We start from the raw sequence: 12,340 nt of genomic DNA on the forward strand, positions 1-12,340 counted from the left end.
CCCCCCCCTGCCCGGCGCCAGCCGGGTTGCAGTTCTGGGGGCTCCGCCCCAAACCCCGCTCCACAAGCGCCGGAGGGGCTGGGGTTTGCCCTGTCCGGTGGGCAGCCGGGCCTGGCGGGCTGGGGGCTTTGCCCCGGACCTCGCTCCTCAAGCGCCGGAGGGGCTGGGGTTTGCCCTGTCCGGTGGGCAGCCGGGCCTGGCGGGCTGGGGGCTCCGCCCCAAACCCCACTCCTCAAGCGCCGGAGGGGCTGGAGTGTGCTCTGTCCGGTGGGCAGCCGGGCCTGGCGGGCTGGGGGGCTTTGCCCCGGACCTCGCTCCTCAAGCGCCGGAGGGGCTGGAGGTTGCCCCGCCCGGTGGGCAGCCGGGTCGGGGGGCTGGGGTCAGGGCGTGGGGACGGGGGCGCGGGTGGCGGCGAGGAGGGAGTGCATGAGGCGGAGGTCCGTGCCGCGTTCCGGGTGCCACTGGACGCCCAGGACCCACTGGGGGCCCGGGAGTTCGACCGCCTCGACCGTGCCGTCGTCGGCCCAGGCCGAGACGACGAGGCCGGCGCCGAGCCGGTCCACGGCCTGGTGGTGGTAGGTCGGCACGTCGGTCCGCTCCGGCGCGATCGACCCGTACAGCGTGCCCGCGACCGGCTGCACCGGGTGCGGGACGACGACGGCCGGCCCCGCCGCATGCCCGTCGACGTGCTGGACGAGCGTGCCGCCCAGCGCCACGTTCAGCACCTGCATGCCCCGGCAGATGCCCAGGACCGGCAGCGTCCCGCCGGACAGGGCGGCCCGTACCAGCGCCAGCTCCCACGCGTCCCGCTCCGGCGCGGCCGGCCCGGTGCGCGGGTCGCGCACCGCCCCGTACCGGGCCGGGTCCACGTCCGGGCCGCCCGCGATCACCAGCGCGTCCAGCCGGGAGACCAGCCCGGCCGCCGCCTCCGGTTCGTCCGGCGGCAGCAGCACCGCGGTGCCGCCGCACGCCTGGACGAACTCGTGGTACCCGGAGGGCGCCAGGGCCGCGGGCACGTCCCAGGGGCCGTAGCGGGTGGACGCCTCCAGATAGGTGGTGATGCCGATGAGCGGCCTGTGCACGGTGGGAACCTCCGGTGGGGATCGGGCGGCAGGATCAGCCGCGGTCGAGTTCGGCTTCGGCCGCGGCCAGGGCGGCGAACTCCTCCTCGGGCGCGTTCGCCACGAGACGGTGCCGACTGTAGAAGGCGAAGTAGGCCAGGGCGACGGCGTACACGGCGACTGCGATGAATGCCGCGTCCTTGTCCACCAGGAAGGTGGCGACCAGGGCCGACAGGGCGAGCACGAACGCCGCCGCCGACGTCGCGACCCCGCCCGGCGTCCGGTACGGCCGCTCCAGCCCCGGCTCGCGCCGCCGCAGCACGATGTGCGACAGCGCCATCAGCGCGTACGAGATCGTCGCGCCGAAGACCGCGATGTTCAGCATCCGGGCGCCGTTGCCGGTGCCCGCGGCCAGCGCGAAACCGAGCGCGCCCGGGATCAGCAGGCCCAGGTACGGGGCCTTGCGGCGGCTGGTCAGCGACAGGAACCGGGGCAGGTACCCGGCGCGGGACAGCGCGAACAGCTGCCGGGAGCCGGCGTAGATCAGGGAGAAGAACGAGGCCACCAGCCCGGCCAGGCCCGCGTAGTTCACGAACCGGCTCAGCGCGGTCGGACCGCCGTCCCCCTCCAGCGCCACGACCAGCGGGTTCCCGGCGTCCTTCACCGCGGCCGCACCCTGCGCCCCGGTCGCCGCGAAGAAGGTCAGGACGGCGAGCAGCACGAGGATGCCCATGGAGATCGCCAGCGCCTTCGGCAGGGACCGCACCGGGTCCTGCGCCTCCTCCGCGGCCAGCGGCACCCCCTCGACGCCGAGGAAGAACCACATGCCGAACGGGAACGCCGCCCAGATGCCCAGCACCCCGAACGGCAGCCAGGAACTCGCCCCGGCCGCCGACGGGTCCACCGGGATGTCGTCCAGCCCGCTCGCGTCGAACTCCGTGAACGCGCCCACCGCGAAGACCAGCAGCGCTGCCACCGCGATGGCGGTGACCACCAGGCTGAACCGCAGTGCCTCGCCGACGCCCCACAGGTGGATGCCGATGAACAGCGCGAAGCACACCAGGTACACCGGCCAGCTCGACGTCAGCCCGAACAGGCCCAGGGACTCCACGTAGTCGCCGATGAAGATGACGATCGCGGCCGGCGCGAGGACGTACTCGATCAGGATCGCGGTGCCGGTCAGGAACCCGCCCCAGGTGCCGAGCGCACGCCGGGCGAACCCGTAGCCGCCGCCGGCCGTCGGGAGGATCGCCGACAGCTCTGCGAGGGAGAACACCAGGCAGGCGTACATGGCGCCCATCAGCACGGTGGCCAGCGCCAGACCGCCGAAGCCGCCCTTGGCCAGGCCCAGGTTCCAGCCGGAGAAGTCGCCCGAGACCACGTACGCCACGCCCAGCCCGGTGAGCAGCAGCCAGCCGGCGCTGCCCCGGCGCAGGGTACGGCGTTCCAGGTAGGCGGCGTCGGCGTCGGTGCCCGGAGAGGCGCCGGGGGAGGCGGGAACGGCGGGCGGTGCGGATGCAGCTGCGGATGCGGGCGGGCCCGCGGACGCCGATGGGGTGCGTTCGTCGGCATAGTCGGCCATGTGCGCTCCTGCCTCGGGATGCTTGCGCAGGGTGGACGGTACCCCGGCAAAGGTTTAGTCGCATACCTTTGCGGTGAGTTCCGGCCATGCGCAAGACCCGTGCGTTAAACGCGGGTTACGGAACCCTCACGCGGAACCCTCACGCGGAACCCTCACGCGGAACCGTCACGCGGGGGCCTCACGCCAGGAACCCGCGCAGCAGGGCCGCCGTGCCGCAGCAGTGCTCGCGCATCACCTCGCGGGCCGCCTCCGCGTCCCGCTCCAGCACCGCCTCCACCAGCACCTCGTGCTGCTGCTGGGAGTGTTCGAGGTTGCGCACCAGCAGCGGGATGCAGTCCAGCAGCTCGTTCACGGTCGCGCGGACGGCCGCGTACTGGGCCGTGAGGGTCGGCGAGCCGGCCAGCTCCACCAGCGCCAGGTGGAACAGCGTGTCGCGACGCCGGTAGTCCGCCAGCGGTGCGTCGTGGGTGGCCCGCAGCGCCGCCCGCAGCCGGTCCGCCTGCGGCCCGGTCAGCCCCTGCGCGGCGCACAGCCCGGCCGCGCCCGACTCCAGCACCTCCCGGAACCGCAGCACGTCCTCGATGTCCACGCCCGCGACCCGGCGGCGCAGCTCGGCCTCGGCGCTGTCCGCCGGGGTGTCCGGGCGCGGCAGCACGAAGGTGCCGCCGTACCGGCCGCGCCGGCTCTCCAGCAGGCCCTGCTCCTGGAGCGCCTTCAGCACCTCGCGCAGCGTGACCCGGCTGATTCCCATCCGTTCGGCCAGTTCCCGCTCCGGCGGCAGGCGTTCGCCGGCGGGCACCAGGCCGAGCCGGACCACCTGGAGGATCTGGGCGAGCGCCTCCTCGAAGCCGTTGCCGGCCCGGACCTGCCGCAGCACTGGGCCCAGCCCGTCCCCGCCCCCCGGGTTCACGCTTTCGACCGCCATCGCGGCCTCCCCTCTTCCCAAGCAATGGTTCTTCCCCATACCTTATGGCTCCTCGGCGCACCGAAGGAGAGAATCCCGTGGTAGACCGCACACCGCCGCTGGCGATCGGGGAGCTGCGCTCCCTGGTGGCCGCCGGCGAGATCGACACAGTCGTCCTGGCCTTCCCCGACATGCAGGGGCGGCTCCAGGGCAAGCGGTTCGCCGCACCGTTCTTCCTCGACGACGTCCTCGCCCACGGCACCGAGGGCTGCAACTACCTGCTCGCCGTGGACGCCGACATGAACACCGTCGACGGCTACGAGATGTCCTCCTGGGACCGCGGCTACGGCGACTTCGCCATGCACCCCGACCTGTCCACGCTCCGCCGGGTCCCCTGGAACGAGGGCACCGCGATGGTCATGGCCGACCTCGCCTGGCACGACGGCACCCCCGTCGCCCCCGCCCCGCGCCAGATCCTCCGCCGCCAGCTGGACCGGCTCGCCGAGCACGGCTGGACCGCCCAGGTCGGCACCGAGCTGGAGTTCATCGTCTTCAAGGACACCTACGAACAGGCCTGGAACGCCCACTACCGCGGCCTGACCCCGGCCAACCAGTACAACATCGACTACTCCGTCCTCGGCACCGCCCGCATCGAGCCGCTGCTGCGCCGGATCCGCAACGAGATGGCGGGCGCCGGCCTCACCGTCGAATCCGCCAAGGGCGAGTGCAACCTCGGCCAGCACGAGATCGCCTTCCGCTACGACGAGGCCCTCGTCACCTGCGACCAGCACTCCGTCTACAAGACCGGGGCCAAGGAGATCGCCGCCCAGGAGGGCATGTCCCTGACCTTCATGGCCAAGTACGACGAGCGCGAGGGCAACTCCTGCCACATCCACCTCTCGCTCGCCGACGCCGACGGCCGCAACGTCATGGCGGGCGACGCCGACGGCCCGCCGCACGGCATGTCCCCCGTCATGCGGCACTTCCTCGCCGGACAGCTCGCCGCCCTCCGGGAGTTCTCCCTTCTCTACGCCCCGAACATCAACTCGTACAAGCGGTTCCGCCCCGGATCCTTCGCGCCCACCGCCGTCGCCTGGGGCGTGGACAACCGCACCTGCGCGCTGCGCGTCGTCGGCCACGGCCGGTCGATGCGCTTCGAGAACCGCCTCCCGGGCGGCGACGTCAACCCGTACCTCGCCGTCGCCGGCCTGGTCGCGGCCGGGCTGTACGGCATCGAGAACCGGCTGGAGCTGCCGCCCGCCTGCCCCGGCAACGCCTACACCGCCGACTACGAGCATGTACCCGGCACCCTGCGCGAGGCCGCCGAGCTGTGGGAGAACAGCGCCATCGCCAAGGCCGCGTTCGGCTCCGACGTGGTGGCCCACTACCGCAACATGGCCCGCGTCGAGCTCGACGCCTACGACTCCGCGGTGACCGACTGGGAACTGCGCCGCTCCTTCGAACGCATGTGAGGCACCGCTTGCACCCGCTCGAACACCAGGTACTCAACCCCGCCACCGAAGAGGTCGTGGCCACCGTCCCGGCCGCCTCCGCCGCCGACGTCGACGCGGCCGTCACCCGCGCCGCGGCCGCCCAGCGCGGCTGGGCCGCCGCGGCCCCAGCCGACCGGGCCCGGCTGCTGCGCCGGTTCGCCGCCGTCGTCGACGACCACCGCGAGGAACTCGCCCGGCTGGAGGTCACCGAGGCCGGACACACCCTCGGCAACGCCCGCTGGGAAGCCGGCAACGTCCGCGACCTGCTGGAATTCGCCGCCGGCGGGGTCGAACGGCTCTCCGGCCGGCAGATCCCGGTGCCCGGCGGCCTCGACGTCACCTTCCTCGAACCGCTCGGCGTGGTCGGCGTCATCGCCCCGTGGAACTTCCCGATGCCGATCGCCGCCTGGGGCACCGCCCCCGCGCTGGCCGCCGGCAACGCCGTCCTCCTCAAGCCCGCCGAGACCACCCCGCTCACCGCGCTGCGGCTCGCGGAACTGGCCCTGGAGGCGGGCCTGCCCGAGCACCTGTTCCAGGTCCTGCCCGGGGCCGGCCCGGTCGCCGGCGACGCACTCGTCGAGCACCCGGGCGTCGCGAAGATCGTCTTCACCGGCTCCACCGCGGTCGGCAAGCAGATCATGGCCAAGTGCGCCGCCCGCGTGAAGCGCGTCACCCTCGAACTCGGCGGCAAGAGCCCCAACATCGTCTTTGCCGACGCCGACCTCGAAGCCGCCGCCGCGAGCGCGCCGATGGCCTTCCTCGACAACAGCGGCCAGGACTGCTGCGCCCGCACCCGGATCCTCGTCCAGCGGTCCGTGTACGACGACTTCCTCGCCCGCCTCGCCCCCGCCGTCGAGAAGGTCGTCGTCGGCGACCCCGCCGACGAGCGCACCGAGATGGGCCCGCTGATCTCCCGTGCCCAGCTGGACCGCGTACGGTCCTACGTCGGCGACGACCTCGCGGCCGTCCGCGGCACCGCACCCGACGGCCCCGGCTTCTGGTACCCGCCGACCCTCGTCACCGGCGCCGCGCCCACCGACCCGGTCGCCGCCGAGGAGGTCTTCGGGCCGGTTGCCGTGATCCTCCCCTTCGAGGACGAGGAGGACGCCGTACGGCTCGCCAACGCCACCGAGTACGGGCTCTCCGGCTCGCTGTGGACCCGCGACGTGGGCCGCGCCGTCCGGGTCTCGCGTGCCGTCAAGGCCGGCAACCTGTCCGTCAACTCCCACAGCAGCGTCCGCTACTGGACCCCCTTCGGCGGCTACGGCCAGTCGGGACTCGGCCGCGAACTCGGCCCCGACGCCCTCGCCGCGTTCACCGAAACCAAGAACGTCTTCATCAGCACGGAGGCCTGAACCCGATGAGCACCGAAGAGATCGTCTGCCGCCGCCTGGTCGGCCGCACCGCCGTCATCACCGGGGCCGGCAGCGGCATCGGCCTCGCCACCGCCCGCCGGCTCGCGTCCGAGGGCGCGAATGTGGTCTGCGCGGACATCGACGAGAAGGCCGGCAAGGCGGCCGCCGAGGAGGTCGGCGGCACGTTCGTCAAGGTCGACGTCACCGACGCCGAGGAGGTCGAGGCGCTCTTCAAGACCGCGTACGACACCTACGGCTCGGTCGACATCGCCTTCAACAACGCCGGCATCTCGCCGCCCGACGACGACTCGATCCTCACCACGGGCCTGGAGGCCTGGAAGCGCGTCCAGGACGTCAACCTCACCTCCGTCTACCTGTGCTGCAAGGCCGCCCTGCCGTACATGCAGCGCCAGGGCCGCGGCTCGATCATCAACACCGCCTCCTTCGTGGCCGTCATGGGCGCCGCCACCTCGCAGATCTCGTACACCGCCTCCAAGGGCGGCGTGCTCGCCATGTCCCGCGAGCTCGGCGTGCAGTTCGCCCGCGAGGGCATCCGCGTCAACGCGCTGTGCCCCGGGCCGGTCAACACCCCGCTGCTGCAGGAGCTGTTCGCCAAGGACCCGGAGCGGGCGGCGCGCCGCCTCGTGCACATCCCGCTGGGCCGGTTCGCCGAGCCCACCGAGATCGCCGCCGCCGTGGCCTTCCTCGCCAGCGACGACTCGTCCTTCATCAACGCCACCGACTTCCTCGTCGACGGCGGCATCTCCGGCGCCTACGTCACCCCGCTGTAGGCCCGTTCCCCGAGCCATCTGTCCCCCGGACGACCGTGCCCCCACCGCCGGGCGCAGCCAACGGCCGTCCGGATCCCCCCACCCCGGCAGCCGGGCCGTCGTACGACGCCCGGCTGCCGGGCATGGCGTCCGCGCACCGAGCCCGACCCCCATCCCCCTCCAGACGGGAGCGCCCCCGCGTGACCTCCTTCGGCATTCCGCGCGTCCTGCCGGCCGTCGCCGCGGCCCTTGCGCTCGCGGCCGGCGGGCTCGTCGCCGCCACGCCCGACGCCCGCGCGGCCCGCCCGGCGGCGGCCGACTGCACCGGCCCGAGGCTCTCCGGCGGCTGGTACGGCACCAACCAGGCCCGCCTCCAGGAGCTCGTCGACACCTACGGCAGGTGCAGCCCGTACCGGCCCGGCGGCCGCGCCAGGCCCGTCGCCGTCTTCGACTGGGACAACACCGTCGTCAAGAACGACGTCGGCGACGCCACCATGTTCTGGATGCTGCGGAACGGGAAGGTCCGCCGGCCCGCCGGCGACTGGACCACCACCAGCCGCCACCTCACCGCCCCCGCCGCCGGAGCCCTCGCGGCCGCCTGCGACGGGCTCGCCGCCCCCGGCGCCCCGCTGCCCACCGGCACCCCCGCCGGGACCGGCTGCGCCGACGAGATCAACACCGTCTACGGCACCGGTGCCACCACGTCCGGCGCGCCCGCCTTCGCCGGCTGGAACCGCCGCACCACCGAGCCCGGGTACGCCTGGCTGGCCCAGCTCCTGCACGGCTGGACCTCTGCGCAGATACGTTCCTTCGCTGCGGCCGCCCGGACCGAGAACCTCGCCGCACCCATCGGTGCCACCCAGCGCGTCGGCAGCGGCACCGCCACCGGCTGGGTCCGCTACTACGACCAGCAGCGCGACCTCGTCCGCACCCTCCACCGGGCCGGGTTCGACGTGTGGATCAGCTCCGCCTCGCCGCAGCCCGTGGTCGAGGTCTGGGCCGCGGGCATCGGCATCGACGCCGGCCGCGTCATCGGCATCCGCAACCTCACCACCCCCGGCGGCCGCCTCACCCCGCACTTCGAGGGCTGCGGCACCGTCCGCGACGGCCGCGACACGATGATCACGTACATCGACGGCAAGCGGTGCTGGCTCAACAAGGTGGTCTTCGGGGTGCGCGGCGCCGCCGCCGAGCGGGTCCAGCCGCCGGCCCGCCGGCAGGTGTTCGCCGCCGGCGACTCCGACACCGACGTGTCGTTCCTGCGCGACGCGACGGCCCTTCGGCTGGTCCTCAACCGCAACAAGAACGAGCTGATGTGCCGGGCGTACGACGACGCCGACGGGCGCTGGATCGTCAACCCCATGTTCATCGAGCCGAAGAAGCAGAAGACGACGCCGTACCCGTGCGCCACCACCGGCCACACCGGGGCCGACGGCACGCCCGGGCCGGTCCGGCGCGGGGACGGCAGCATCGTCCCCGACCAGACCGACCGCGTGTACTGACGACGTGCCGGCGAGGTGCACCGACGACGTGCACCGGCGAGGTGCACCGACCGGGCGTCAGGGCCGCGTCAGCTCACAGGAAGGTGCGGCCCTCGCCCCGGTACGTCGGCACGGTCGCCGTCACCCGGTCGCCCTCGACCAGGTGCAGCGCGTCGAAGCGCTCGCACATCTCGCCCGCCTTGGCGTGCCGGAACCACACCCGGTCGCCGATCAGCAGGTCGTCGGCCGGCGCCCCCAGGAGCGGGGTCTGCACCTCGCCGGCCCCCTCCTGCGGGTCGTACCGCAGCCCCTGCGGCAGGTACGGCGTCGGCAGCCGGTCCCGGCCGGCCGCGCCCGAGGCCGGGTAGCCGCCGCCCAGCACCGTGACCACGCCCACCCCGGGCCGGCGGACCACCGGCTGCGCGAACAGCGCCGCCGGACGGCCGCGGAACGACGTGTAGTTGTCGAACAGCCGCGGCACGTACAGGCCCGAGCCGGCCGCGATCTCCGTCACCGCGTCCTCGGCGGCCGTGTGCTGCACGCTGCCCGTGCCGCCGCCGTTGACGAACTCCAGTTCACCGACGGCCTCCCGCACCGCGCGCACCGCGGCCGCCCGGCGGGCCGCCAGCTCCTTGCGGGCCGCCGCCTGCATCAGCCGGACCGCCCGCGAGCGCAGCGGCCGGCCCGCCACCGCGTCGCCGACGCCCGCGACATGGCCCTCGTACGCCATCAGTCCCACCACGCGGAACCCCGGCCGCCGGTGCACCGCCCCGGCCAGCGCGGCCAGCGCCGCCGGCTCGCGCAGCGGGGAGCGCCGGGCGCCCACCCGGACCCGGCCGCCCAGCAGGTGCAGCGCCGTGTCCAGCTCCAGGCAGACCCGGACCTCCTCGGCGCCGCCCGCCCGGGCGGCGTCGATCAGGTCCAGCTGCGCCAGGTCGTCGACCATGACGGTCACGGCCGCGGCCAGCTTCGGGTCCCCCGCCAGCTCTGCGTACGCCGCCCGGTCCGCGGACGGGTAGGCGAGGAGGACGTCGTCGAAACCGGAGCGGGCCAGCCACAGCGACTCGGCGAGCGTGAACGACATCAGGCCCGCGAAACCGTCCCGGGCGAGCACCCGCTCCAGCAGGGCCCGGCAGCGCACCGACTTGCTCGCCACCCGGATCGGCTTGCCGCCGGCCCGCCGCCGCAGATCCTCGGCGTTCGCGTCGAACGCCTCCAGATCCACGATCGCGAGCGGAGCGTCGAGAGGGGCGGTGGCCCGGTCGTAACGGGCCCGGTCGGCGGCAGGGGAAGTCATGCGCGCAGCGTGCCAGATCGCTCTACCGGTGGGTAGGGGCCACCGCCACACCGATCCCCGTAAAGTACGCCGCGTACGAGGGAACGGAACGGGGGGCGGACCCGCATGACGACCGATCACCACGCCCCCGAACCAGACCGACACCCGGAACCGAACCCCGGCCCGAACCCCGGCCCGGACCGCGATCCCGACCTGCGCCCGAGGTCCGGCCGGTCCCCTGAACCGGGCCGGTCCGCCGCACGGTGCCCCGGCCCGGGTCCGGTTTTCGGTCCCCCTCTGAGGTACGCCCGGTACCCGGAGCACGGGCCGGGACCGGTGCCGTGGGACCTGCCGCCGCCCGCGCCGGGCCGGAGTCCGGCGGGGGAGCAGCCGCCTCTGACGGCCCCGCAGCCGGTGTCCGGCCGCGACCCGGCAGGGGCCCGGCCGCCAGTGCCGGGCCCGCGCCCGCCCGCCGCCCCCTCGCCGGCTGCCGAGGCGTGGAGCGGGGACGGGGAGGCGCGGACCGGGCGGGTGAGCATGGCCGCGGCCGTCGTCTGCTGGGCGCTGGGCGGCGGATTACTGGCGGGTGCGGTGGTCGGGGGATGGGCCGCGGGAGCCGCGGAGGAAGTACCCGCCGACCGGGCGGCCTGGGAGCGGGCCGGCGAGCTGTGGCGGGAGGAGACCGCCGACACGCTGCTGCCGCCCGTGCTCGTGGGGGACGGCGCCGGGCCCGGCGGGGCGGACCGCCGGTGGACGCGCACGGCCGTCGCAGCGGACGGGCCCTGCGCCCCCGCACTCGGGGCCGAGTGGAACGCGGCCCTTGCCCCCGTCGGCTGCACCCGGCTGCTGCGCGCCACCTACACCGACGCCACCCGCAGCTCCCTCCTGAGCGTCGGCCTGGTCTTCACCCCGGCCGGCCGCGCCGCGACGGACACCCTGCGCACCCGCTTCGAACCGGCCGCCCCGCCGCCCCGCGCGTACGGCCTCGCCGACCGGCAGCGCGCCAGCTGGGCGGTGTCCGTCCTGCCCGACGCCCCCGTCGTCGTGTACGCCGTCTCCGCGTTCGCCGACGGCCGGGCCGTGGACCGCCCCCGCCCCGCCGCCGCGGCCGGCGCCACCACCCCCGCCGCCCAGTCCGGCCTCGCCCACGAGGCCCGGGCCGTCACCGACCGCCTCGAACGCGCACTCCGCCGCACGGCGGCCACCCCCCACCGCCCGGAGGCCGGCCGATGAGCGGCACACCCCACCGCCCGGCGCCGACCCCGGCGGACCCCCTGGCGCCGTACCGGCCGACGGCGCGGGTGGGGTGTGGCGGGCCGGAGCGCCCGGAGTGCGGCTCCGCGGGCGGGGGCCCGCACCAGGCCGCTGCCGGACGCCCCGGCCGGGGAAGGGCCGGTGGGGCGGCCGGCCGACCCCGCGCGGGGCGGCGGTGGACGCGCGGCGTCCGGGCGTTCGCGGTGGCGCTGGGGCTGGCCTCGGCCGGGGTGACCGTGACGGCGCCGCCCGCGTACGCCGACGGGATCCGGGACCGGCAGTGGGCCCTGGAGGCACTGCACGCACGGCAGGCGTGGCGGACCACCGACGGGGCCGGGGTGACCGTGGCCGTGCTCGACACCGGGGTCGACGGCACCCATCCCGACCTGCGCGGGCAGGTCCTCGAAGGGGCCGACCTCGTCGGCATGGGCGCCGGCCGCGGCGAGCGGGCCTGGGCCCGGCACGGGACCGCCATGGCCGGGATCATCGCCGGCCGCGGACACGGTCCCGGCCGGAGCCGGGGCGTGCTGGGCATCGCGCCGGGCGCCCGCATCCTGCCGGTACGGGTGATCCTCGAAGAGGGCGACCCCGGCCGCGCCAAGGCCCGGCAGAGCAAGGGCGGCGCCCTCGCCGAGGGCATCCGCTGGGCCGCCGACCACGGCGCCGACGTGATCAACCTCTCGCTCGGGGACGACAGCGCGTCCGCCCACCACGAGGCCGCCGAGGACGAAGCCGTCCAGTACGCCCTCGCCAAGGGCATCGTGGTCGTCGCCTCCGCCGGCAACGGCGGCCAGGGCGGCGACCGGGTCTCGTACCCCGCCGCCTACCCCGGCGTGATCGCCGTCACCGCCGTCGACCGGCACGACACCAAGGCCCCGTTCTCCACCCGCCACTGGTACGCCACCGTCAGCGCCCCCGGCGTCGACATCGTCATCGCCGACCCCGACCGCAACTACTACGAGGGCTGGGGCACCAGCGCCGCCGCCGCCTTCGTCTCCGGCTCCGCGGCCCTGCTGCGCGCCGCCCGCCCCGACCTCTCGCCCGCCCAGATCAAACGCCTGCTCGCGGACACCGCCCGGGACGCACCCGTAGGCGGCCGGGACGACGCCCGCGGGCACGGCCTCGTCGACCCCGCCGCCGCACTCGCCGCGGCGGCGGAGCTGC

10 protein-coding genes are annotated in these 12,340 nt (G+C 75.1%); 6 read left to right on the forward strand and 4 right to left on the reverse strand.

The window, feature by feature from the left end:
- Window positions 1-380: 380 nt before the first annotated feature.
- From LG634_RS36735 to LG634_RS36745, 3 genes are all read right to left on the reverse strand, one after another.
- Complete coding sequence (locus tag LG634_RS36735; protein WP_226740787.1) at window positions 381-1,082, reverse strand: gamma-glutamyl-gamma-aminobutyrate hydrolase family protein; 702 nt, start codon at window positions 1,080-1,082, stop codon at window positions 381-383.
- Between the two features lie 34 nt (window positions 1,083-1,116).
- Entirely contained in the window at window positions 1,117-2,643 is a 1,527-nt protein-coding gene (gene eat / locus LG634_RS36740; protein ID WP_226740789.1) for an ethanolamine permease, read from the reverse strand.
- A 178-nt stretch (window positions 2,644-2,821) separates the two neighbouring features.
- Window positions 2,822-3,568 (reverse strand): FadR/GntR family transcriptional regulator, encoded by a 747-nt coding sequence (locus LG634_RS36745; protein WP_226740791.1) that lies wholly within the window; start codon window positions 3,566-3,568, stop codon window positions 2,822-2,824.
- A 77-nt stretch (window positions 3,569-3,645) separates the two neighbouring features.
- On the opposite strand from LG634_RS36745, the gene LG634_RS36750 reads away from it, so the two are divergent.
- The 4 genes from LG634_RS36750 to LG634_RS36765 all read left to right on the forward strand — a co-directional run bounded on the left by LG634_RS36750 (window position 3,646) and on the right by LG634_RS36765 (window position 8,667).
- Window positions 3,646-5,019, forward strand: coding sequence for a glutamine synthetase family protein (locus tag LG634_RS36750; protein ID WP_226740792.1), 1,374 nt, complete (start codon window positions 3,646-3,648; stop codon window positions 5,017-5,019).
- 8 nt (window positions 5,020-5,027) lie between these two features.
- Window positions 5,028-6,395, forward strand: a complete 1,368-nt coding sequence (locus tag LG634_RS36755; protein WP_226740794.1) for an aldehyde dehydrogenase family protein — start codon at window positions 5,028-5,030, stop codon at window positions 6,393-6,395.
- Window positions 6,396-6,400: 5 nt separating this feature from the next.
- Complete coding sequence (locus LG634_RS36760; protein WP_226740795.1) at window positions 6,401-7,186, forward strand: 3-oxoacyl-ACP reductase; 786 nt, start codon at window positions 6,401-6,403, stop codon at window positions 7,184-7,186.
- Window positions 7,187-7,365: 179 nt separating this feature from the next.
- A complete protein-coding gene (locus LG634_RS36765) occupies window positions 7,366-8,667 on the forward strand; it encodes a haloacid dehalogenase-like hydrolase (RefSeq protein WP_226740797.1) in 1,302 nt (433 codons plus the stop codon).
- A 73-nt stretch (window positions 8,668-8,740) separates the two neighbouring features.
- On the opposite strand, the gene LG634_RS36770 is transcribed toward LG634_RS36765, so the two are convergent.
- The gene (locus tag LG634_RS36770) at window positions 8,741-9,943 is read right to left on the reverse strand and encodes an alanine racemase (protein WP_226740798.1); all 1,203 of its coding nucleotides are present in this window, start codon (window positions 9,941-9,943) and stop codon (window positions 8,741-8,743) included.
- Between the two features lie 516 nt (window positions 9,944-10,459).
- Here LG634_RS36770 and LG634_RS36775 point away from each other — a divergent pair.
- Together LG634_RS36775 and mycP are read left to right on the forward strand one after the other, a co-directional pair.
- Window positions 10,460-11,155 carry a hypothetical protein gene (locus tag LG634_RS36775; protein ID WP_372482563.1) on the forward strand — a complete coding sequence of 232 codons (696 nt, stop codon included), beginning with the start codon at window positions 10,460-10,462 and terminating at the stop codon, window positions 11,153-11,155.
- Window positions 11,156-11,379: 224 nt separating this feature from the next.
- Window positions 11,380-12,340: type VII secretion-associated serine protease mycosin (mycP, locus tag LG634_RS36780; RefSeq protein ID WP_226740800.1), on the forward strand; the 961-nt coding region annotated here is incomplete at its 3' end.

Origin of the sequence: Streptomyces bambusae, assembly GCF_020532645.1 — a bacterium.
In the GTDB taxonomy this organism is placed as follows: Bacteria; Actinomycetota; Actinomycetes; order Streptomycetales; family Streptomycetaceae; genus Streptomyces; species Streptomyces bambusae.

Excerpts from the sequence above, each read along its gene's own strand:
- LG634_RS36775 (WP_372482563.1), top strand. The coding sequence starts at position 10,460 with ATGGCCGCGGCCGTCGTCTGCTGGGCGCTGGGCGGCGGATTACTGGCG.
- LG634_RS36770 (WP_226740798.1), bottom strand. The coding sequence starts at position 9,943 with ATGACTTCCCCTGCCGCCGACCGGGCCCGTTACGACCGGGCCACCGCC.
- LG634_RS36745 (WP_226740791.1), bottom strand. The coding sequence starts at position 3,568 with ATGGCGGTCGAAAGCGTGAACCCGGGGGGCGGGGACGGGCTGGGCCCA.
- eat (WP_226740789.1), bottom strand. The coding sequence starts at position 2,643 with ATGGCCGACTATGCCGACGAACGCACCCCATCGGCGTCCGCGGGCCCG.
- LG634_RS36760 (WP_226740795.1), top strand. The coding sequence starts at position 6,401 with ATGAGCACCGAAGAGATCGTCTGCCGCCGCCTGGTCGGCCGCACCGCC.